The sequence below is a fragment of the Nonomuraea sp. NPDC005650 genome, assembly GCF_040605375.1.
Taxonomy (GTDB): Bacteria; Actinomycetota; Actinomycetes; order Streptosporangiales; family Streptosporangiaceae; genus Nonomuraea.
Map to the genome: position 1 here is coordinate 225,364 of NZ_JBEXCR010000006.1, position 22,038 is coordinate 247,401.

The window sequence follows — 22,038 nt, forward strand, 5'->3', positions numbered from 1 at the left end:
TCCCGTCGTTCCTCGACCCCGCGATCCAAGAATCACAGGCGACGGTCCGCGGCGTCCCACTGGCCGACGTTTCCGCGGCCGATACGCTTAGAATCCGATGATCTAGTAGCTTCGCCACTATTTCTGGAAAGGCTGATGATGGCCGACGAACCCGTCGTCGAGGACAAACTCCGGTCGCACGTGCCGCACACGGCACGGATCTGGAATTACTGGCTGGGCGGCAAAGATCATTTTCCGGCGGATCGGGAGGTCGGGGACCGGGTTCGGCAGATCTTTCCCGTGGTGATCGAGCTGGCGCGGGCCGACCGGCTGTTCCTGGGGCGGGCTGTGCAGTACCTGGTGGCCGAGGCGGGGATCCGGCAGTTTCTTGACATCGGCACAGGGCTACCGACCCAGGACAACACCCACGAGGTCGCGCAGCGGGTGGCCCCCGAGTCGCGGATCGTGTACGTCGACAACGACCCGCTGGTACTGGTGCACGCACGAGCCCTCCTGACCAGCTCCGCGGAAGGCGCCACCGACTATATCGACGCCGACTTGCATGACCCCGACCTCATCCTGCGGGAGGCGGCCAAGACGCTGGACTTCTCCCAGCCGGTGGCGATCATGCTGCTGGGCGTCATGCATTTCATCAGCGACGACGACAAACTGCAGCGCATCATCGATCGGCTACTGACTGCCGTGCCGTCCGGAAGCTACGTGGCAGTGGCCAACACCACCACAGCGGTCAACGGCGAGGCCACCGCCGAAGCGGTCCGCGTATGGAATCTCGACGCTCAGCCGAAACTCAAGCTGCGGACCCCGGAGCGGATCGCCGAGTTCTTCGACGGCCTTGAGGTGGTGGAACCAGGCTGGGTCTCGTGCTCACGGTGGCACCCCGAGCCGGAGTACGACGGCAGCCTGCCGATCGAGGTCGACCAGTGGTGCGGGGTCGCACGGAAGCCATAGGGGCCGTAGGCGGGAGTGTTGTGCGCTGACCGCCGGCGCATGTGAGGGTCGGAGAGGGCAGCCTCACCGCCCGCAGCCCAGTTCCGTCGCCACGTGTACGCGGGCTTGGTCGACACCTCCAGCGAGGCCGCGACCTGCCAGGGCTCGATCCCTCGGCGAACATCGCCGCGGCTTGTAGTCGTACCTGTTCCCGGCAGGCGCAGGCCCGCAGCCCGACCCCGTCACCATCGCCGTATCGCATGCCTCATCAAGACACGAGACGTGAATGTACCGGAATCACTCAAACCGGCGATGTGGACACAAGAGGGACCTTGATCATGGGAGGTCGGGTAAGTGCGCTTTTGGCTGGTTCGTAGATTGAGCGCGCTTTCGAGGGTATCCGGGCGTGACGTCGTTGCTCGATGTCGCGAACGTTGTGGTCCGGGCAGATACGGGATGTCTGCGGTGCGCAGGGCTTGGTCATAGACCGTGCCGCCCGTTGACGACGGAAAGCGGCGCCAGCACAAGCGACGAGGATTCGCTACCCAGGCCGCGCCGGGGAAAGCGGCGCCGAGGCCCGTAAGGCGTACGGGAGGTCGCGGACGGCAGCGCGGACGGCAGCGCGGACGGCAGCGCGGACGGCAGCGCGGACGGCAGTGTCGCGCCAGAGCTGACCGCGTGGCTGTCGGAGCGGGAACTCGATCTCGAAGATTTCGCCGGGGAGCTCGCGGGGCTCACGTGGGCGAAGGTCGACGATGGCGAAGTCCTGCGGGAGCACAAGGCCCGGCAGAACGAGGAGATGACTGTTGAACGACATGCTGGGTGACGATCTGGTTCTGGTGTAGCGACATCGATGGTGACGATTTTGGGGGCCCCGGTGCGCCGAAAACCCGCCGTGCCCGGCCCCGGACGACCTCAAGCTCCAAGAACCGAACCCACGCCCGCCACCACGACGATCCTGCCGGCCAACCGGTACGGCTCCCGAGGGGGAGACCTCGCCTGGACCCTGCTGATCGTCGGCAGTCTGGCCAGTCTCGGCGCCAACGTGGCTGTCACTGAGCCGAGTGTGGTCGGCCACGTGATCGCCGCGTGCCCTTCGGCGGCACTGATGCGTGGGGCGGGCTACGAGCCGCCAGCGCGAATCTTCGCCGAGCGGGCGAAATCACCGGTTTCCGATCGGGCCTGTTCAGACTGACATCCCGTCGTAACACTGAACGCGTGTCTGCCTTATCTTCTGCCGCGGGGGCGCTACCCCGGCTGCATGGCCGGGAGCGGGAAGAGGAGGCCCTGCGACTGCTGGTCGAGGGTGCGCGAAAGGGGCGCGGTGGGGCGCTGGTCCTGCGTGGCTCCCCAGGCCGCGGCCGTACCGCCCTGCTGGATCGGGCGGTCTGGCTGGCGGATGGGTTCGTGGTCTTGCGCGGGTGCGGGGCGAGCGACGAGAGTCACCTGTCCTATGCCGGGTTGCACCCCCTGCTGCACTCGGTCGCTCACCCGGTTCCTCTGGCAGCCGCGCTTGGCCACGTCCTTGACCCAGGGTCCGGTACGGCTCAGCCGGGTGGTCTGGCGCTTCCGGTGGCGGTGCTGGGGCTGCTGGACTCCTTTGACCGGCCGGTCCTGGTGTGCGTCGATGATGCGCACCTGCTCGACTCGGCCAGCAGGCAGGTTCTCCACTTCGTGGCCCGGCGGTTGTCCGGGCGGCGGGTGGCGATGGTGCTCACCACCAGGGACGGTCCTGGGACCCCGGAGGGCCTGCCGGTCCTCACGCTCGGCGAGCTGGACCGTGGGGCCGGGCGTGCGTTGCTGGCCGATCTGGTGCCCGGGGCGTCGGAGGATTTTTATGCGGCGCTGGAGCGGGTGGCTGTGGGTGTGCCGCTGGCCATGGTCGAGCTCGTGGGCGCGTCGCGGGCGGATGCGGCCCCGCCGGAGTTGCTGCCTCGTGGTGGGCGGTTGTGGAACGCCCATCTGGCTCGGTTGGAGGCCTTGCCGCGGGAGACCCGGTGGCTGCTCCTGCTCGCCGCCGCCGATCCCGTGCTGGAGCTCGCGACGATGGTCCGGGCGTGCTCATCCAAGGTCGAGCCGGCGGTCCCGGCGCGCGGGTGCGGTTCCGGGGTCGATCTTGCCGCGCTGGAGCCTGCCGAGGCGGCGGGGCTGGTGTGGGTGGTCGACGGCCGGTGGGAGTTCGCCGATCCGCACCTGCGAGCCGTGGCCTACCACAGCGCCTGCCTGGCCGACCGCCGTGCCGCCCATCGAGTCCTGGCCGACCTCCTCGACCAGGACAACCAGCGCCGGAGGCATCCGCGGCAGCCTGGAGCTGCGCCTGGGCGAGACGGCCAGCGCCTGCGACGAGCTGCTGACGGCCGCTGGGTCCCTGCTGGAGCACGACCGTGCGCTGGCCGTACGCACGCTCGTGCGAGCGGCCGAGGCGAGCTACCTGGCCGGGGACAACCGCCGGTTCGTCGCGGTCGCCCGGCAGGCCGCGGCGCTGCGCTCGCCGGACGACCCGGCCGACCTACGGCTCATGTTCGACTACCTGGCCGGGGTCTCGGCGACCTTCCGGGGCCGGCACGTGGAGGCCGCAGGACCGCTGCGCAGGGTGCTGGAGCTGGCCCCCGCCGTGGACAGCCCGTCGGTCCTGGTGTGGGCCACGGTCGCCAGCCTGATGCTGGGCGAGGATGGGCACGCCGCCGAGTTGTCGGCCCGCGCCATCGCCACCGCCCGCGCCCGCGGGCCGATCTCGGTGGTGCCGCAGGTGCTGGAGACGATGATCCACGTCCAGATCTGGCGGGGCCGCTACGCCTCGGTCGCCGAGCACGCGATGGAGGGCCTGCACCTGGCCAGGGAGATCGGCCAGCTCAACAGTGCCGCCCAGCACCTGGGCTGGCTCGCGGTGGCCGCGGCCGTCCGGGGCGACGCCGAGACCTGCCGGATCCGCTCCACCGCCGCGATCGAGCTGGCCGACGCGCACGGCGTCGGCATGGCGGGCGCGCTGGGCGACTGGGCGCTCGGCCATCTCGACCTCGCCGCGGGCCGGGCAGCCAGCGCCGCCGACCGGCTGCGCCCGCGCCGCCGTCACGACCACGTCGTGGTGCGGATCATGGCGACGCCCAACCTGGTCGAGGCGGCTGTGCGGGCGGGCGACCGGGAACGGGCCGCGGCCGCGCTGCCCGCTCTCGAGCGCTGGACCGGCAGCATGGCCAGCCCGGACCGCCGGGCGCTGGCCGCCCGGTGCCACGCCCTGCTGGCCCCGTCCGCGAGGCCCACGAGCGTTTCCACGAGGCGATCGACCTGCACCGGCTCGGGTCCTGCGAGTTCGAGCGGGCCCGCACTCTGCTGCTGTACGGCGGAGCGCTGCGGCGCGAGCGACGGCCCGGAGCCGCCCGTGAACACCTGCAGGAGGCTTTGGATGCCTTCGAGCGGGACGGCACGCGGATGTGGGCCGAGCAGGCGCGTGCGGAGTTACGGGCAGCCGGCGAAGCGGTGGGGCCGCCCCTGCCCGGCTCCGTGGACAAGCTGACCGCACAGCAGTTGCAGATCGCGCGCATGGTCGCCGAGGGCGCCACGAATCGGGAGGTCGCGGCACAGCTGTTCCTCAGCCCGCGGACGGTGGACCATCATCTGCGCAATGTCTTCACGCGGCTGGGGATCCGGTCTCGGGTGGAACTGGTCCGGCTGCTGTCCTGACTGGCGATTTCACCGATGCGCACCCGCCCCGGCAAACAGAACAATGCTCCGTGTACCCCCTAAAAGGACAGGGAGTCAGCAGAATGCAACTCACTTTCGCCCGAACCCTCGCCGTCCTGGCCACGCTCACCGCGGTCGTGGCGGCCACCGCCCCGGCCCAGGCCTCGGCCGGCCCCTACCAGAGGGGCCCCGACCCCACCGAGGCCGCACTCGAAGCCGCCCGCGGGCCGTACTCGATCTCCGAGACCGACGTCTCCTCGCTCGTGGTCACCGGCTTCGGCGGCGGAACGATCTACTACCCGACCACTACGGCCGACGGCACGTTCGGCGCGGTGGCGATCGCTCCCGGCTACACCGAGACCCGGTCCGCCCTGGCGTGGCTGGCCCGGCGGGTCGCCTCGCACGGCTTCGTCGTGTTCAACATCGACACCAACTCGACCACCGACCAGCCCGCCAGCCGGGGCCGCCAACTCCTGGCCGCCCTCGACTACCTGACCCAGAGCAGCAGCGTCCGCAACCGGGTCGACGCCGGCCGGCTGGGCGTCATGGGCCACTCGATGGGCGGGGGCGGCTCTCTGGAGGCCGCATCCAGCAGGCCCTCCCTCCAGGCCACGGTGCCACTCACCCCGTGGAACCTCGACAAATCCTGGTCCGAGGTCCAGGTGCCGACGATGATCATCGGCGCCGAGAACGACTCGATCGCCCCAGTCACCACCCACGCCGAGCCGTTCTACAACAGCCTGCCTTCCTCGCTGGACAAGGCCTACCTGGAGCTCGACGGCGCCGGCCACCTCGCGCCCACCTCCACCAACCCGACGATCGGCAAGTTCGGCGTCTCCTGGCTCAAGCGCTTCATCGACGATGACCTGCGTTACGAGCAGTTCCTCTGCCCGCCGCCCGTCGGTGACCGCGACATCTCCGAGTACCGCGACACCTGCCCGCACTCCTGATCCGGTTGCGGGAACGGGGACGGCCAGCGCGCCGTCCCCGTTCCCGGTCATCGCTTTCGGGCGGTCACCAGGGTGAAGCCGAGGTACTCCCCGCCATCCTCGTCAAGGACATCGATCACCGCTGGTGCGCCTCCCGCGCCTCAAGCTGGAAGTCGACGCACGCCCGGGCGCCCCACAGCAACCAGTCCTCCCGAACTGCGCACCCTGCTCAGAGCCGTCCTCACACGGGCCTGCCGGCACCACGGCACCCATCGGATCTGGCTGGACGTGAAATCACACAATCACCGTGCCCGAGCCCTCTATGACTCCGAGGGTTTCACCTCCAGGGATTCGAACCCCGAACCTCCGCCTCCCGCGTCGTGCGTGCGCTCGGGGGGAGTCGAACCCCCACGCTCCTTGCGGAGCACTGGATCCTGGGTCCAGCGCGTCTACCGAAGTTCCGCCACGAGCGCCTGAACCGGCCTACGCCGGCCGTTCCTGTGTGGTCAATTTGTAGAGGTGCCGGCTGTGCGCGGCCCCTTACGAAGAAGCGGTCGAATGTCTGCCTCGAATTCCTCGGGACGCTTCGCGGTGCCCTTGGACCACCACCCCAGGCGTGCGATATGTCGGTCGATACCGGTTTTCGTGCCTCCTGCGGTCTTAAGCCCGAGACGGCGATGAACTTCAGCCAGAGCGGTTGGACCCCGGGCTTGGCTGGCGTGGGCCGGCCCGGGGTGGGGGCCGGGTCCGGCCGGGGGGCGCCAATCCCTCCGGTCAGGCCGTGGCCCGCGGCCCTCTTCTTTCAGGACCGCTGTCCGAGTGGCAGGATTCGAACCTGCGGTGCTCCTGCTCCCAAGGCAGGCGGGCTGACCAAACTGCCCCACACTCGGTCGTCAACAAATAAGCCGCCCCGGTGCATCCCGAGACGGCTTTCCGATAATCGGCTGGTTATCCGGAAAGCCCTCGCCACAGTCGGGGGTAGCTCACTTCACTGCCTTTCTTCGTGCGGCTGGACAATGTCCAAGGTAAAGGAATGGCCGGCGACCGTGCCACACCTTTATTTCTGCGCGCGAGATTCCGGGGTCTCCACGCGGAAGCTGGGCAGGGATTCGGGGTGGTGGTCCCTGACGTAGTTGACCAGGAACTCGCGTACGTCGCACTTGAGGTCCCATGAGGACGGCGAGTCCGCGGCGCTCATCAGGGCGCGCAGCTCCACCAGGCCGTTCGGCAGCACGTCGGTGACCTGGAGCGTCCATTCCTTCTGGTCCCACAGCGGGTTGCCCTGCAGGAACGCGTACAGCGCCTCCCGGAGTTTGGGCACCGGCACCGACCAGTCCACGCGCAGGAAGACGACGGCGAGGACGCGGCTGCCGTGCCGGGTCCAGTTCTCGAACGGGTTCTGGGTGAAGTACGACACCGGCAGGACCAGGCGGCGCTCGTCCCACAGGCGCAGGACGACGTAGGTGAGCGTCAGCTCCTCGATCCGGCCCCATTCCTTCTCCACGACGACCACGTCGTCGAGCCGGAGCGCGTCGCTGAAGGCCAGCTGGAGTCCGGCCAGGGCGTTGCCGATGGTCGGCTGGGCGGCGATGCCGACGATGGCGCCGGCGATGCCCGCCGAGGCCAGGATGCCCGCGCCGAGCGCGCGGACCTGCGGGAACGAGAAGAGCATCGCGCCGAGCGCGATCACGATGATGACCGCGGCGGCGATGCGGCGGACCAGCGCGATCTGCGTCATGATCCGCCGCGCCCGGCGGTTGCGCTCCCCCTCGACCAGCACCAGCCGGTCGAGTACGACGTCCGTCAGCGCGTAGTTGGCCTGCACGATCAGCCAGGTGACGGCGGCGATGGTGGCCAGGCCGAGCACCCGGTGCACGGTCTCCGCGATGGCCCGCGCGTCCGCGCTCTCGCCGAACATGCCCGGCCCGAGCACCAGGTTGACGGCCACCACCACCGCCACCGAGTACGCCGGCCACGTGCAGTGCTCCACCAGGTGCCGGGCGAGCGACCATTTTCGCCCGGCCCTGTTCAGAACCCTCCGCACCAACTCAACCAGAAGGATCGAGCCGATCACCGCGATCACGAGAATCAGCCAGCCTGCTGGAGACTGCACGCCTATGCCCCCAATGTCTAGAACGTCTCGTCGAAGGTCACATTGCCCTCAACCGCCACTTGATACGCGGAGACTCGCCGCTCGAAGAAATTGGCCAGCTCCTGCACGTCCTGCAACTCCATGAACGCGAAGGGGTTGGCCGAGCCGTACCTCCTGGGCAGGCCCAGCCTGGCCAGCCGCTGGTCGGCGACATATTCCAGGTATTGGCGCATCTGCGCGACCCCCATGCCGGGCATGCCGTCCCCGCAGAGATCCTCGCCGAAGGCCAACTCGGCGGCCACGGCCTCCTCCACCATGAGGGTAACCTGTTTGCCCAGCTCATCGTCGAAAAGGTCGGGCTCCTCCGCCCGCACGGTGTCCACCACGCTGAAGGCGAACTCCATGTGCATGGACTCGTCGCGGAAGACCCAGTTCGTCCCGGTGGCCAGGCCGCCGAGCAGGCCCCGGGAGCGGAACCAGTAGACGTACGCGAAGGCCCCGTAGAAGAACAGGCCCTCGATGCAGGCGGCGAAGCAGATGAGGTTCAGGAGGAAGCGCCGGCGCTCGTCCTGGGTCTCCAGGCGCTGCAACTCGTTGATCGAGTCGATCCACTTGAAGCAGAACTCCGCCTTGTCGCGGATCGAGGGAATGTGGTTGACCGCGGCGAACGCCTTCACCCTTTCATCGGGGTCGGGCAGGTACGTGTCCAGCAGCGTCAGATAGAACTGGACGTGCACGGCCTCCTCGAACAGCTGCCTGCTGAGGTAGAGACGCGCCTCGGGGGCGTTGACGTGCTGGTAGAGGTTGAGCACGAGGTTGTTGGCCACGATGGAGTCGCCGGTGGCGAAGAACGCGACCAGCCGGTTGATCAGGTGCCGCTCCTGCGGCGTCATCTTGGCCAGGTCGGCGAGGTCGGAGTGGAGGTCCACCTCCTCGACGGTCCACGTGTTGCGGATGGCCGCGCGGTAGCGTTCGTAGAAGTCGGGGTAGCGCATGGGCCGCAGGGTGAGGTCCATGCCGGGGTCGAGCAGCACAACAGTCTCCTTACTGGCAGGCTTCGCAGGTCTCGGGGTTCTCCAGGGAGCAGGCGATCGCCTCGGCGGAGGTCGTGGGGGCCGCCTGCACGGTGGTCTGGGCGATGCGGGTGGCGGGCCGGGAGCGCAGGTAGTACGTGGTCTTCAGGCCCCGCTTCCAGGCGTAGGCGTACATCGACGAGAGCTTGCCGATGGTCGGGCTGGCCATGAAGAGGTTCAGGGACTGGGACTGGTCGATGTACGGCTGGCGCGCGGCGGCCAGGTCGATCAGCGCCTTCTGCGGCAGCTCCCAGGCGGTGCGGTAGAGCACCTTGAGGTCGTCGGGGACGCCGGGGATCGTCTGGACCGAGCCGTCGGCCCGCTTGATGTCGTCGCGCATCTCCTGCGTCCACAGCCCGCGCGCCTGCAGGTCGGCCACCAGATATCGGTTGACCTGCAGGAACTCGCCCGACAGCGTCTCGCGCTTGAACACGTTGGACACCTGCGGCTCGATGCACTCGTAGCAGCCGGCGATGGAGGCGATCGTGGCGGTGGGCGCGATGGCGATCATGAGCGAGTTGCGCAGGCCGGTGCGGGCGATCTTCTCCCGGACGGCTTCCCAGCGCTCCGTGCCCGTGACGTAGTGGTCCGGGTGCAGCACTCCCCCGGCCGCCCGCGTCTCGGCGTACGACGGGTGCCGGCCGCGCTCGGCCGCCAGGTCGGCGGAGGTGTCGTACGCGGCCAGCGCGATCTCCTCGGCGATCCTGGCCGACAGCTCCAGCGCCTCGGGCGAGTCGAACGGCAGCCGCAGCGTGAAGAACACGTCGGCCAGCCCCATGACGCCGAGCCCGATGGGCCGCCAGCGCCTGTTCGCCGCCTCGGCCTCGGGCGTGGGGTAGAAGCCCAGGTCGATGGTCCGGTCCAGGAAGCGCACGGCTGTGCGCACGGTGGTGCGCAGCCGGTCCCAGTCCACCTCGCCGTCGAGCAGGTGAGCGGCCAGGTTGACCGAGCCGAGGTTGCAGACCGCCGTCTCGGCGTCGCTGGTGACCTCGAGGATCTCGGTGCACAGGTTCGACAGGTGGATGACGTTCCCGGGGCGGCCGGTCTGGTTGGAGGTGCGGTTGGCGGCGTCCTTGAAGGTCATCCAGCCGTTCCCGGTCTGGGCGAGCGTGCGCATCATGCGGCCGTACAGGGTCCTGGCCGGGATCTGCCGGACGTGGCGCCCGGCCGCCTCGTACGCGCGGTACGCCCGCGTGAACGCGTCGCCGTACAGGTCGGTGAGGTCGGGCACCTCCTTCGGGTCGAACAGCGACCAGACCTCGTCGGCCTCCACCCGGCGCATGAACTCGTCGGGCACCCAGTTGGCCAGGTTCAGGTTGTGGGTGCGGCGGGCGTCCTCGCCGGTGTTGTCGCGCAGTTCCAGGAACTCCTCGATGTCGGCGTGCCAGGTCTCCAGGTAGACGCAGGCGGCGCCCTTGCGCCGCCCGCCCTGGTTGACGGCCGCGACGGAGGAGTCGAGCGTGCGCAGCCAGGGGACGATGCCGTTGGAGTGGCCGTTCGTGCCCCGGATCAGGGAGCCGCGCGAGCGCACCCGGGTCCAGGCGATGCCGATGCCTCCGGCGTACTTCGACAGCCGAGCCACCTGGCCGTACCGGTCGTAGATCGCCTCCAGCTCGTCGCGCGGCGAGTCGAGCAGGAAGCACGACGACAGCTGCGGGCGGCGCGCGCCCGAGTTGAACAGCGTGGGCGAGCTGGGCAGGTACGACAGCGTGGACATGAGCGCGTAGAGCTCGGCGGTCTCCGCCACCGACTCCGACAGGCCGCAGGCCACGCGCAGGAAGAAGTGCTGCGGGCGCTCCAGCACCGCCCGCGTCTCGGGGTGACGCAGCAGGTAGCGGTCGTAGACGGTGCGCAACCCGAAATACTCGAACCGGTCGTCCGCCTGCGCCGAGACCAGCGCGTCCAGCTCGGCGGCGTGCGCGGCGACGAACTCCGCCAGCCCGTCCTGGATCAGCCCGGCCGCGTGCGTGGCGGCGATGGACTCGGAGAACGTCCGCACCCCGTGCGCGGCGGCCTCGTCGGCGATCTCCTCGGCCAGGAGCCGGGCGGCGACCCGGGAGTTGGCCGGGTCGGCGATGACCCGGGCGGCGGCCTCCTCGATGGCCAGACGACGGTCGATCTCGATGATCTGCGTCACGTGCTCTCTCCTCGCGAGCTCATCCCCCGTGAGGGCGCGCGAGAGCACGGCGGCACGGATCACCCACCGGCCGTTTCGCTCCCCGGCCCTCCCGCGAGGCCATGGTCACTTCGTGCCGGGCGGGCGGCCCGGCACGGCGCTGGCAGGTCTTCGGGCTCGCGGGCGCGCGTAACTCGCTCCTACTGGCCGTCGCTTCCCAGATCGCTCCAGTGCACATGACGGCGGTCGTTCCCGCTCACCGCTGCGGGGCAGCCCCGGAATCGCACCGGGTTCCCTTTTGCTCCGCCTCCGAGGAGGCGAACCAGCGACGACCAGGATCCTACATCTAGTGGCCGTTCCCGCAACTACCCCAGCATGTTGTGGCTTTCGTGGTGTCGACCAGACCGAGATCCCGCAGGACGGCGCGGGTGCGCTCGACCTCGGAGCCCAGCCACAGCTTGAAGTCGTCGCCGCTGAGCGGGATCGAGATCCAGCCCTCGGACCGGCAGGCGGCCTCCCAGCCGGCCGAGCCGGTCACGTCCTCGCACATGCGGACGGCCGTTTCACGGATCTCGTCCGGCATCTTCTCGGGACCGAAGGCCGCCGACCAGTCCGCGAAGTCGACCCGTACGCCGGACTCCAGCAGCGTCGGCGCGTCCAGGCCCGGCACGTGCCTGGCCGAGGACACCGCGAGGGCCCTGACCCGGCCGGCCTTGATGCTCGCGCGCCAGTCGGCCAGCAGGCCCGCGGCCGCCTGGGCCTTGCCGGACAGCAGCTCGGTGACGGCCTCCTGGCTGCTGAGATAGCCGGTGTAGGCGAGCTGGCGGGCGTCGGCGCCGAGCCCCCTGGCGATCAGGCCGAACAGCAGGTGGTCGGGCTCGCCCTCGGGTCCGCCCGCGAGCTGCGTCTGGCCGGGACGGGCGAGCAGGTGGGCGCCGAAGTCCTCGAAGTCCTTGAACGGCGACTTCGCGGGCACGACCACGACCTCGACCTCGCCGCTGAGCCTGGACAGGGGGGTGGCGGTGTCGAGGAGGGTCTGGCCGTTGTTCAGCTCGGCGGCGGCCAGCGCGGGCAGCCCGGTCACCGTGATCCTGGTGCCCTCGCCGAGCTCGTATCCGGCCGCCCTGGCCGCGCCCGAGAAGGCCTGCCCGACGGGCGTCCAGCGGCGCCCCTGAGGATTGATCGAGAACCGGGCGCGCGGGCCCGTCACGTTCCCGGCGAGGCGCTCCGTCCCGCAGCCTGTCGCGCACGCGGCCAGGCCCAGCCCCCACGCGAAGAACCGCCGACGGCGCATGTGCCTCTCCCCCGAGTTTCGCGAACGACCGCTTACTCCAAGTTATCGACACAATACGCAGAGATACACATATCTCTCACAAAGGCTTCTTGCCCACCCCGGCCATCAGGGACGACGGCAGCGACCAGTCCCCCACCAGCTTGGGCCGGTCGGGACGCCAGTCGACGGCCTGCACCAGGCCCGGCGGCTCCAGCGGAAAGTCGCCGAAGAAGGCGCGGATCTCGGCGGGCGTGCGGTCGGTGCCGCCGCCCGGGTCGTCCGAGTTGGCGCCCCGGTAGCGCTGCCCGTCCTCCAGGCGGCCCATCGAGGTGGCGTGGGTGATCACCAGGCAGCTGCCCGGCGCCAGCCGCTCGCGCAACGCGGCCACCGCCTCCTGGGGCCGCGCCGAGTCCGGCAGGAAGTGCAGGATCGACACGAGCAGCACCCCGACCGGCTCGCGCAGGTCCAGGAACCCGCCCGCCCGCGCCAGCACCACCTCGGGGTCCAGGAGGTCCGCCTCGACGAAAGCAGCCCTGCTCGAACGTCCGAGCAGGGCTGCGGCGTGTGCGGCGACGACCGGATCGTGGTCGACGTAGACGACCCGGGCCCCGGGCGCCACCTCGTGCGCGCTGCCCTGGGTCGGCAACCCGCTGCCCAGGTCGAGGAGCTGCCGCACCCCACCGGCGGCCACGTAACGCACGGCACGCTGCAGGAAGGCCCGGTTCGCGCGGGCCAGCGGGACCGCCTCCGGAATCAGCTCGGCGAGCTGCTCGATGGCTTGGCGGTCGACCGCGAAGTTGTCCTTCCCGCCGAGCATGTAATCGTACATGCGTGCGAGATTGGGCCTCTCTGGGTCGAACTGCCGCACGTATCGAATTTATGTCGTCCGCAGCAAGATAACGAGGTTTGAGGCCAAATTAGCCTGTTTATTCAACCGTGACGCTCTTGGCGAGATTGCGAGGCTTGTCCACATCCCGGCCCAGCGCCACGGCCGCATAGTACGCAAGCAGCTGGAGCGGGATCGTGAGCAGGATCGGGTCCAGCTCGATCTCATTCCTGGGGATCACGATCACGTCGTCGGCCAGCTTGGCGTCGGGTTCGCGGTGGCCGACCATGAGCACCTGACCGCCGCGGGCGCGGATCTCGCCCAGCGTGGTGAGGTTCTTGTCAAGCAGCTCGTCATCGGGGACGATGGCGACCGTCGGCATGTCCGGGCCGATCAGGGCGAGCGGCCCGTGCTTGAGCTCGCTGGCCGGATACGCCTCGGCGTGGACGTACGAGATCTCCTTGAGCTTCTGCGCGCCTTCCCTGGCCACCGGGTAGCCGCGCACGCGGCCCACGAACATCATGCTCGGGTGTTTGGCGTACTTCTGCGCCAGCTCGGCGATCTTGTCGCTCTGGGTGAGGATCTCCTCGATCTGCCCCGGCAGCCTGCGCAGGCCCTCCACGATGCGCCGCCCGTCGGCGGGCGACAGGTCGCGCACCCGGCCCAGGTGCAGCGCGAGCAGCGCGAACGCCAGCGACGTCGAGGTGAACGCCTTGGTCGAGGCCACCGAGACCTCGGGACCGGCGTGCAGGTAGATGCCGCCGTCCACCTCGCGGGCGATGGCGCTGCCGACCGCGTTGACGATGCCGATGACGCGGCCGCCCTTGCGCTTGAGTTCCTGCACGGCGGCGAGGGTGTCGTACGTCTCGCCCGACTGGCTGATGGCGACGTAGAGCGTGTCGGGGTCGACGACCGGGTTGCGGTAGCGGAACTCGCTGGCGGGCTCGGCGTCGGACGGGATGCGGGCCAGCTCCTCGATGAGCTGCGCCCCGATCTGCCCCGAGTAGTACGCGGACCCGCACCCGATGATCTTCACCCGGCGGAAGCTCCGCGTCTCGCGGGCGTCCATGTTCAGGCCGCCGAGGTGGGCCACGTTGAAGCGCTCGTCGAGCCGGCCGCTCATCGTACGGGTGATCGTCTCGGGCTGCTCGGAGATCTCCTTGAGCAGGTAGTGCTCGTAGCCGCCGGTGTCGTAGTGGCCGGCGTCCCAGTCGACGGTCAGCGGCTCCTTGGCCGTCTCGCGGGCGTCGCTGGCGAAGGTGTGGAAGCCGTCGGCCTTGAGCACGGCCAGCTCGCCGTCCTCCAGGTGCACGACCTGGCGGGTGTAGCGGACGAGCGCGGCCACGTCGGACGCGGCGAACATCTCCTTCTCGCCGATGCCCAGCACGATCGGGCTGCCGTTGCGCGCCACGACCACCTCGCCGGGCCGCTCGCGGTCGATGACCGCGATGCCGTACGTGCCGACGATGCTCTTGAGCGTCTTCCTGACCGCCTCCTCCAGGGAGTCGTTCTCGTCGGCGGCGCGGGCGATCAGGTGCGCGAGCACCTCGGTGTCCGTCTCGGAGGCGAACACCACGCCGTCGGCCTCCAGCTTGGCGCGCAGCTCGCCGGCGTTCTCGATGATGCCGTTGTGCACGACCGCGATGCGCTCGTCGGCGGACAGGTGCGGATGGGCGTTCTCGTCACTCGGCACGCCGTGCGTGGCCCACCGGGTGTGCCCGATGCCCAGGGTGCCCTTGAACCTGGCCGGCACGACCTTGGCCAGGTCCGCGACGCGGCCCTTGACCTTGCGCAGCTTGAGCCCCCGGTTGGACACCACGACCCCGGCCGAGTCGTACCCGCGGTACTCCAGCCGCTGCAGGCCCTCCAGTAGGATGGGCGCCGCGTCCCGCGGGCCGACGTAAGCCACGATTCCGCACATCGAGGTCTCCTCTTTTATCCGTAGACGATCCTGCGCAGCTGCCGCAGGGACAGCTCCGGTGCCGCGACCCGCCGGCCGCGTAATTCGGCCGCGACCCTGGGGAAGATCTCGTCGTTGGTGTGGCCGACCGTCTTCAGCTCGGCGTGCCTGCGGCGGACGTACTCCTCGACGGACTCGGAGAAGTACGACAGCACGTCGGCGACCACCTTCGCCGCCTCACCCGGGCCCAGCGGGCTCGTCTCGGTGAGGTGGACGATGAGATCTTCGTAGGGATGTCGTGCCGGGGACACAGACGAGGACACTACGCATCTGGAACGAGACACTTCAACATCCTGCCCGAAATCGGGCAGGAATTAACTCAACGGACTGTCTAGAGCAGGCTGTCGCGGCCCCAACCCCTGCTGAACCGCCACCAGGCGAAGGCTCCGGCGGCCAGACCGAGCCCCACGAGGACGGCCGCGGGGCGGGCCGTGCCCGCGACGTCGCCCCTGACGGCGGCCTGGAGCATGGTGGTCGCCCAGTATCCGGGCGAGATCGGCGCGATCGCCTGCGCCCAGGCGGGCATCATCGCGTACGGCACCAGGGCGCCGCCCAGCGCGCTGACCGACAGCGCCGCGATGTTGCAGAGCGTGCTCAGCTCCCCCTGGCTGCGCACCACCCCGGCCAGGGCCGTGCCCACGCCGAGCAGCGCGAAGCACCACGCCGCCACGGCCAGGGCCAGCGGCCACACCGGCCCGGCCGGCCGCAGCCCCACCGCCACCGTCCCGTACGCGAGCAGCACGACCTGCTGCAGGACCAGCACGGCGAACACCGGCAGGGCCTTGCCGATCATGATCTCGGGGACGCGGGCTCTGGTGGCCCTGAGGCGGTCCCAGGTGTGCCAGGCGCGCTCGGTGAGGCCGGCCATGGCCACGTCGGCCATCGACAGCACCGAGAACATGACCAGCAGGCCCGTCACGACCTGGGCGGGCTCGCCCAGCATGGACTTGAAGACGAGCATGAGGACCATGGGCATGACCAGGTAGCTGACCAGGTGGGCCGGGTCGCGCCGGCGCAGGAGCACGTTGTGCGCGGCCAGCACGCCGATGCGGTGCAACGTCTCACGCGACATCAGCTCACGCGGCATCGGCCAGCTCCTTGTAGAGGTCGTCGAGCGACGGCTGGCGGATGTCGATGCCGCGTACCGGGCGGTCGAGGTCGCGCAGCAGGGCGGCCAGGGTGGCGGTGGGGTCGGTGGTCGAGGCCGTGATCTCGCCGTCGTCCAGGATGACGCGGACCTCGCCCGGCAGCCCCTTGAGCAGCTCGGCGCCCGTGCCCCTGGCGATCACCCGCCCGCTCCGCGCGACGGCGATCGTGGCGTTCAGCTCCGCGAGCTCGGGCAGGTAGTGCGTGCAGTAGATGACCGCCGCGCCGCCGTCCGCCCTGCGGCGCACCGCCGCCAGGAGCGCGCTGCGGGTCTCGGGGTCGGCGCCCGCCGTGGGCTCGTCGAGGAGGAGCACATCCGGGTCCGGGAGGAGGGCGGTGGCGGCCTGCGCTCGGCGCTGCTGGCCGCCGGAGAGCACGCTCACCCGCCGGTCGAGCACCGCGGTCAGCGCCAGCTCCGCCGCCACGCCGTCGACGGCCGCCGTCAGGGCGCGCCGCCGCAGCCCGGCCAGCCCGCCGAACAGCCGCAGCGTCTCCCGTACGGTGACGCCGGGGTAGAGGGCGAGCCGCTGGGGTGCCATCCCCACCTCGCCCCGCACCGCGACCCGCCCGGCGTCGGGGCGCACCAGTTTCGCGGCGATCTCGAAGAACGTCGTCTTGCCGGCGCCGTTGTGCCCGACCAGCCCGACGATCTCGCCCGGCTCGACCCGCAGGTCGAAGCCGTCCAGCGCGGTGACGTCGCCGTACCGCTTGACCAGCCCGGTCGCGTTCACCAGCCCGCTCATGTGTCCCCCTTCCGCCTCAGTCTACGATGTAGACTGATATACACCGTAGACTGAGGCGGTGCGGAAGCTCAAGACCTCCCGGCAGCCGGAAATCCTCGACGCGGCCCTCGCCATCGCCGACGAGCGCGGACTTGACGCCCTGTCCATGCGGGCCGTCGCCGAGCGGGTCGGGGTGACGCCCATGGCCCTCTACGGATATTTCCGGAACAAGGATGAGCTGCTCGACGGCCTCGTCGGCCGCCTGCTCGACCGGCTCGCGCCCGGCGACCCCGGGCAGACCTGGCAGGAGCGCCTGGGCGCGATCGCCTGGGCCACCCGGCGCCTGGCCCGCGACCACCCGTCGGTCTTCCCGCTCCTGCTGCTGCGCACCTCGGCGACGCCCGACGGGGTCAACGTGGTCGACCAGCTCTATCAGGCACTGCTCGACGCGGGCGTGCCGGAGGCCGACGTGCCCCGGATCGAGCGGCTGGTGAGCACGTTCGTGATGGGGTTCGCGCTGTCCGAGGTGAGCGGGCGCTTCTCCGACGCCTCCCGGGACGTCCGGCTCCGCCGCGGGGCCGACGCGCCCGTCCACCGGCGGCTCGCCGAGTATCTGACGCCCGATGACTGGGATGCCGAGTTCGCTGCCGATCTGGCAGATCTCATGCGTATCATCCGACCCGTCTGACACATCCCTTTCTGGGAATGGTTACGGTGAGTAGCCGTATCGTGACCTTCCTGGGGGAGATGTCATGCGCCTCTGGCTCGCCGCCGTCCTGACCGCCGGCCCGCTCACCGCGCCCGCGGGCATGCCCGTGTCCGGCTCCACCCCAGCGGGCCCACCCGGCCTCACCCTCGCGGGCCCACCCGGCCGCGCCCCGGCGAGCCCGCCCGGACACCGGATAACGGCCCTCACCTCCTCGGACCCGCCCGGGCGCCAGGCCGTCGTCGCCCTCTCCCCTGTGGCCCCGCCCGGGCGGCAGGCCGAGTTCGCCGCGGCCGCCCGGGAGTTCGGGGTGCCGGAGAGCGTGCTGCTCGGCGTCTCGTACCTGGAGTCCCGCTGGGACACGAACGGGGGATCCCCGAGCACGGCGGGCGGCTACGGCCCGATGCACCTGGTGGACGCGTTCCCCGCCGAGACGCTCACCCCCTTGAACGGCGCCGCCTCAACCGGTGCCTCCTCAACCGGTGCCTCCTCAACCGGTGCCGCCTCAACCGGGACCACCTCGACCGGGACCGCCCAGGGCGGGCACGCATCCTCTGCGGGCGGCGGTCACGGGGGGCCGATGGGTGACGCGCTGGGTGACGCCCGGGGGGACGACGCCCGCCCGATGCCCCGTACGCTCGCCGATGCCCCTCCCGCCTCGGCGCTGCGCGCGCCGGCGCCGCCCACCACGCTGCCCGAGGCGGGGCGCCTCATCGGCGCGGACCCCGCCCTGCTGCGCGCGGACCCGGCCGCCAACATCAGGGGCGGCGCCGCCCTCCTCGCCTCGTACCAGGACCACCCGAGCGCAGACCCGGCCGACTGGTACGAGGCCGTCGCCCGCTACTCGGGCGCGGAGGGCGCGGCCGCGTCCCATGAGTTCGCCGACGAGGTCTTCTCGGTGATGCGGGAGGGCGCGCAGCGGCGTACCGACGACGGCCACCTGGTGCGGCTCGAACCCATGCCGAACCTGCCCCATCCCGCCTTCGCGACCGACACGACCTCCGCCACCGATACGAGGTCCACCACCGGCATGGGATCCGCCACCGATGCGAGCTCCGCCACCGGCACGGGGTCCGCCACCGGTGCGAGCTCCACCGCCGCCAAGAACTCAGCCGCCGTCACGGCCGAGCAGGCCGAGACCCGCGCCCAGAAGGATCCCGACGCGCCGCGCATCGACAACGACCCGCCACCCGCGTCCGACGAGCCGTTCGACACCGACCCGCTGTCCTTCACCGGGGAGGAGCCCGGCACGGACGATCAGGCCGCCCCGGGCGAATACGGGCCGGAGGCCGGGAACGTGGAGAAGACCGGAAACGGCGGGCATGTGGAGTGCCCCAGCTCGCTCGCCTGCGAGTGGGTGCCCGCCGCCTACGAGCGCTTCGGCAAGAGGAAGAACCGGGACTACGGCAACCACGACCGCCTGAGCCGGTCCCGTTCCGTCGACTACATCGTCATCCACGACACCGAGGGCACCTACCAGGGCATCCCGTCCCTCATCCGCAACCCGAGGTACGTGAGCTGGCACTACACGATCCGCTCCCGCGACGGACATGTCGCCCAGCACGTGGCGACCAACGACATCGCCTGGCACGCGGGCAACTGGGACGTCAACACCCGTTCGATAGGGATCGAGCACGAGGGCTACCTGGCCAAGGGCACCTGGTACACGGAGGCGATGTACCGCTCGTCGGCCAAACTGGTGAGATATCTGGCCGGCAAGTACCGCATCCCGCTCAACCGGGCCCACATCCTGGGCCACGACAACGTCCCCGGCACCACGCCGAAGATGGTCGCGGGCATGCACGAGGACCCCGGCCCGTACTGGGACTGGTCCCACTATTTCGACCTGCTGGGCAGGCCGCTCAAGGGGGTGCAGAGCGGCAACTCCGTCATGATCCGCCCCTCGTACACCTCCAACCGGCCCCGCTTCACCGGCTGCGTCGCCACCAAGCCGGACAAGGCGTGCCCGCCGCACGGCGCCGCCACGGTCTGGCTGCACCAGGAGCCGAGCGAGTCGTCGCCCCTGGTCACCGACCCGGGCAAACATGGGAGCAAGCCCAGCACGTACAGCGTGTACGACCACAGCGCCCGCGCCTCCGCCGGCCAGCGCTACGCGATGGCGGACCGGCGGGACGACTGGACGGCCATCTGGTATCTCGGCCAGAAGGCCTGGTTCCACAACCCGCCGTCGGACCCCACCGCCGTCCCCGCCAAGGGCCCGCTGGTCAGCCCCCTCAGACCGGGCACCAGGGTGTACGGCCGCGCGTACCCGGAGCAGAACGCGTACAAGCTGGCGTCCTACCAGGCGCTGGCGCCGCTCCAGTACAAGATCGGGCCCAACCAGACATACACGGTGGGCGACACGATCACCGGCTCCTACTACTCCGCCGGCGCCTTCAGCCCGGCCAAACACGTCACCACAACCGGGCAAACCCGCTACTACCAGATCCAACTCGGTCACCGGGTGATGTTCGTCATGGCAAAGGACGTGCGCCTGATCCGCTGATTTTGGCCCCACGGGCCGCTCGGTGCGCACGGGCACTCCAGGAAGACGATATGGTTTTCCCGTAGCCCGGCGCACGTTGTCCGGGGTTAACGCGGAAGTGGCTCAGTGGTAGAGCATCACCTTGCCAAGGTGAGGGTCGCGGGTTCGAATCCCGTCTTCCGCTCGGAGCAAGACTCCATGGTGGAGTGGCCGAGAGGCGAGGCAGCGGCCTGCAAAGCCGTCTACACGGGTTCAAATCCCGTCTCCACCTCGGCCGAACAACGGACCCCTCGGGATCCGCTAAAGTAAACGCAGCACCACGCGGAAGTGGCTCAGTGGTAGAGCATCACCTTGCCAAGGTGAGGGTCGCGGGTTCGAATCCCGTCTTCCGCTCGGAGTATTAACTCAATACGGACGATTAGCTCAGCGGGAGAGCGCTTCCCTGACACGGAAGAGGTCACTGGTTCAATCCCAGTATCGTCCACCTCAACGAGAAAACCCCAGGCCGGACGGCCTGGGGTTTTCTCGTATCGGCTGGATCATGTATGCACGCTGGATGAACTGTGCTTGAACGCTGATGATCTTCCGTGGCGGAGGTCCGGCCCGGGTCCCTAGCCTTGGAGGCCATGGACTTCCTGGATGAGTTCGTGGCGGTGCGGGAGACCGCCACCGCGGCGAGCGGGCTGGTGACCGTGGAAGTGGACGGCACCTCCGACCTCACCGGACTGAAGCTCGACCCGCGCGCCCTGCGGCTGCCCGCGGCCGAGCTGGCCGAGGCGATCAGGGAGGCCTTCGGCCAGGCCCGCGCGGTGGCCCGGCAACGCGCCACCCAGGCCCTCCCGGAAGTGCTGAAACAGGATTCGCTGGAGCTGAACAGCCTGATCGACAAGGTCAAGGCCGACACCCAGGACGACCTGAACACGCTCCTGTCCACCGTCAACGAGCTGACCCAGCGGCTGGATCGGTTGAAGCGGCAGTGAGCGAGAAGGTCGACGGGATCCTCCAGGCCGTCCCAGGCTCCCGGATCCTCGCCGTTCGAAGCCTGGCCGAGCCAGGCTTCTCCCTCCGCGCGAACGGCAGGTTCTGATGGGGCTGGAACTGCCGGAAGCGCTCCGCCCCCTGGTGCCGCTGACCGGCCACACCTGGACCGACAGCGACGAGACGGGCCTGGCCGCCACCGGCATGCGACTGGCGCGGTTCGGGGACGACTCCACGCGCACCACCGGCGAGGCCGACGACCTGACCACCTGGGTGCACAGCCGCAACGACAGCGAGGGCGTACGGGCCCTGCGCGACGACTGGCAGGACGAGACCGGTCTGGCGGCCGAGGGCGAGGCGGTCTCCGGGGTGACCGTGCTCATCGCGTTCGCGCTGCTCGCCGCCGCCGTCATCGTGGTCGTCTACAAGCTCGCGATCATCTACTCGCTCCTGCGGCTGGCGATGCGGCTTTCCGCGATGATATTCGTGCCGGGCGCCGGAGCGGCGGCGTTCGAGGCCGAGAAGATCGTGGCGACCAGGCTGCGCGGCGCCTTCGGCGAGATGTTCGCGCGCATGGTGCTGCGTCCCATGGCCAAGGCGAGCGAACGCCTCGGCGTTCCCATGGTGCGGAAGCCGGCGCGGTGGCCTGCGTCCTTCCGCGACGACCCCCTGCACGCCGCCACCCGCCCCGTCGACCTCGGCAAACTCGACGTGTCGAACCCGGCGTGGCGGACCGACCGCCGATTCCTGTGGCGCGGCGACGATCGGGCCCCCGACGAGATCTTCGAGAAGGGATTCCGTCCGAAGGGCGAGCGCGTGACTGTGGCGATGCAGCAGGGCGACCCTTGGGATTCCGCATTCGTGTCGACGACAAGAAGCCCTAATCTGCTCCTCCTCCGCCGGCGCAATTACCGGTACCTCATCGACGCTCCCGGGGGCGTTTACATGAACCCGACGTTGCGCCGGAACAAGATTGACAATCTCTATCCGGAAGAGCGGGAGGTAGGTTTCATCGGCGGCATCGAACGCCGATACATCGTCGGCGCGCAGGAGGTCCGGAGGGGCCGCCGCACCTACAACAGGTTCATCCCCAATCCCCACTACGACCCCGGGAGCTGATCGCC

At 69.9% G+C, this 22,038-nt stretch carries 17 protein-coding genes, 6 tRNA genes, 2 pseudogenes and 1 riboswitch; of the genes and pseudogenes, 14 read left to right on the plus strand and 11 right to left on the minus strand.

Annotated elements, in window-relative coordinates:
• Nucleotides 1–135: 135 nt before the first annotated feature.
• The 6 genes and pseudogenes from ABZS69_RS12620 to ABZS69_RS12645 all read left to right on the plus strand — a co-directional run.
• On the plus strand, nt 136–948 hold the full coding sequence (locus ABZS69_RS12620; RefSeq protein WP_355370255.1) for an SAM-dependent methyltransferase: 813 nt from the start codon (nt 136–138) through the stop codon (nt 946–948).
• Between the two features lie 1,197 nt (nt 949–2,145).
• Nucleotides 2,146–2,574: pseudogene (locus tag ABZS69_RS12625) on the plus strand (ATP-binding protein); the annotation flags it as partial.
• Nucleotides 2,575–3,163: 589 nt separating this feature from the next.
• Entirely contained in the window at nt 3,164–4,441 is a 1,278-nt protein-coding gene (locus ABZS69_RS12630; protein WP_355370258.1) for a hypothetical protein, read from the plus strand.
• Entirely contained in the window at nt 4,429–4,608 is a 180-nt protein-coding gene (locus ABZS69_RS12635) for a helix-turn-helix transcriptional regulator (protein WP_355370661.1), read from the plus strand. The genes ABZS69_RS12630 and ABZS69_RS12635 overlap by 13 nt, the downstream gene beginning before the upstream one ends.
• A gap of 83 nt (nt 4,609–4,691) precedes the next feature.
• A complete protein-coding gene (locus tag ABZS69_RS12640; protein WP_355370260.1) occupies nt 4,692–5,558 on the plus strand; it encodes a dienelactone hydrolase family protein in 867 nt (288 codons plus the stop codon).
• 72 nt (nt 5,559–5,630) lie between these two features.
• Nucleotides 5,631–5,864, plus strand: a pseudogene (locus tag ABZS69_RS12645) (GNAT family N-acetyltransferase); the annotation flags it as partial.
• Nucleotides 5,865–5,922: 58 nt separating this feature from the next.
• On the opposite strand, the gene ABZS69_RS12650 reads toward ABZS69_RS12645, so the two are convergent.
• The 11 genes from ABZS69_RS12650 to ABZS69_RS12700 all read right to left on the minus strand — a co-directional run bounded on the left by ABZS69_RS12650 (nt 5,923) and on the right by ABZS69_RS12700 (nt 16,766).
• Nucleotides 5,923–6,010: transfer RNA gene (locus tag ABZS69_RS12650), tRNA-Leu, on the minus strand.
• Between the two features lie 341 nt (nt 6,011–6,351).
• Nucleotides 6,352–6,427: transfer RNA gene (locus ABZS69_RS12655), tRNA-Pro, on the minus strand.
• 167 nt (nt 6,428–6,594) lie between these two features.
• Nucleotides 6,595–7,581 (minus strand): mechanosensitive ion channel domain-containing protein, encoded by a 987-nt coding sequence (locus ABZS69_RS12660; protein WP_355370263.1) that lies wholly within the window; start codon nt 7,579–7,581, stop codon nt 6,595–6,597.
• A gap of 86 nt (nt 7,582–7,667) precedes the next feature.
• Nucleotides 7,668–8,663: a ribonucleotide-diphosphate reductase subunit beta gene (locus ABZS69_RS12665; protein WP_355370266.1), complete on the minus strand. Its 996-nt coding sequence runs from the start codon at nt 8,661–8,663 to the stop codon at nt 7,668–7,670.
• Nucleotides 8,664–8,673: 10 nt separating this feature from the next.
• On the minus strand, nt 8,674–10,839 hold the full coding sequence (locus ABZS69_RS12670; protein WP_355370269.1) for a ribonucleoside-diphosphate reductase subunit alpha: 2,166 nt from the start codon (nt 10,837–10,839) through the stop codon (nt 8,674–8,676).
• Nucleotides 10,840–10,962: 123 nt separating this feature from the next.
• Nucleotides 10,963–11,160, minus strand: a riboswitch (cobalamin riboswitch).
• A 4-nt stretch (nt 11,161–11,164) separates the two neighbouring features.
• A complete protein-coding gene (locus ABZS69_RS12675; RefSeq protein WP_355370272.1) occupies nt 11,165–12,112 on the minus strand; it encodes a tripartite tricarboxylate transporter substrate-binding protein in 948 nt (315 codons plus the stop codon).
• Between the two features lie 76 nt (nt 12,113–12,188).
• Nucleotides 12,189–12,959 (minus strand): SAM-dependent methyltransferase, encoded by a 771-nt coding sequence (locus ABZS69_RS12680; protein WP_355370275.1) that lies wholly within the window; start codon nt 12,957–12,959, stop codon nt 12,189–12,191.
• 58 nt (nt 12,960–13,017) lie between these two features.
• Nucleotides 13,018–14,838, minus strand: coding sequence for a glutamine--fructose-6-phosphate transaminase (isomerizing) (gene glmS, locus ABZS69_RS12685; RefSeq protein ID WP_355370278.1), 1,821 nt, complete (start codon nt 14,836–14,838; stop codon nt 13,018–13,020).
• Between the two features lie 14 nt (nt 14,839–14,852).
• Nucleotides 14,853–15,128 (minus strand): hypothetical protein, encoded by a 276-nt coding sequence (locus ABZS69_RS12690; protein WP_355370281.1) that lies wholly within the window; start codon nt 15,126–15,128, stop codon nt 14,853–14,855.
• 80 nt (nt 15,129–15,208) lie between these two features.
• Complete coding sequence (locus ABZS69_RS12695; protein WP_355370284.1) at nt 15,209–15,964, minus strand: ABC transporter permease; 756 nt, start codon at nt 15,962–15,964, stop codon at nt 15,209–15,211.
• Nucleotides 15,954–16,766 (minus strand): ABC transporter ATP-binding protein, encoded by an 813-nt coding sequence (locus ABZS69_RS12700; protein WP_355370286.1) that lies wholly within the window; start codon nt 16,764–16,766, stop codon nt 15,954–15,956. Before ABZS69_RS12700 ends, ABZS69_RS12695 begins: the two co-directional genes overlap by 11 nt.
• A gap of 58 nt (nt 16,767–16,824) precedes the next feature.
• Between ABZS69_RS12700 and ABZS69_RS12705 the strand changes: the two genes are divergently transcribed.
• From ABZS69_RS12705 to ABZS69_RS12740, 8 genes are all read left to right on the plus strand, one after another.
• Nucleotides 16,825–17,433 (plus strand): TetR/AcrR family transcriptional regulator, encoded by a 609-nt coding sequence (locus ABZS69_RS12705; RefSeq protein WP_355370288.1) that lies wholly within the window; start codon nt 16,825–16,827, stop codon nt 17,431–17,433.
• 64 nt (nt 17,434–17,497) lie between these two features.
• Complete coding sequence (locus ABZS69_RS12710; RefSeq protein WP_355370291.1) at nt 17,498–19,957, plus strand: N-acetylmuramoyl-L-alanine amidase; 2,460 nt, start codon at nt 17,498–17,500, stop codon at nt 19,955–19,957.
• 91 nt (nt 19,958–20,048) lie between these two features.
• Nucleotides 20,049–20,120: transfer RNA gene (locus ABZS69_RS12715), tRNA-Gly, on the plus strand.
• Between the two features lie 16 nt (nt 20,121–20,136).
• Nucleotides 20,137–20,207 (plus strand) — tRNA-Cys (locus ABZS69_RS12720).
• Nucleotides 20,208–20,257: 50 nt separating this feature from the next.
• Nucleotides 20,258–20,329 (plus strand) — tRNA-Gly (locus ABZS69_RS12725).
• A 19-nt stretch (nt 20,330–20,348) separates the two neighbouring features.
• Nucleotides 20,349–20,420 (plus strand) — tRNA-Val (locus ABZS69_RS12730).
• A gap of 142 nt (nt 20,421–20,562) precedes the next feature.
• Entirely contained in the window at nt 20,563–20,916 is a 354-nt protein-coding gene (locus tag ABZS69_RS12735; RefSeq protein WP_355370294.1) for a YbaB/EbfC family nucleoid-associated protein, read from the plus strand.
• Between the two features lie 106 nt (nt 20,917–21,022).
• The gene (locus ABZS69_RS12740) at nt 21,023–22,033 is read left to right on the plus strand and encodes a hypothetical protein (RefSeq protein WP_355370296.1); all 1,011 of its coding nucleotides are present in this window, start codon (nt 21,023–21,025) and stop codon (nt 22,031–22,033) included.
• Nucleotides 22,034–22,038: the final 5 nt, after the last annotated feature.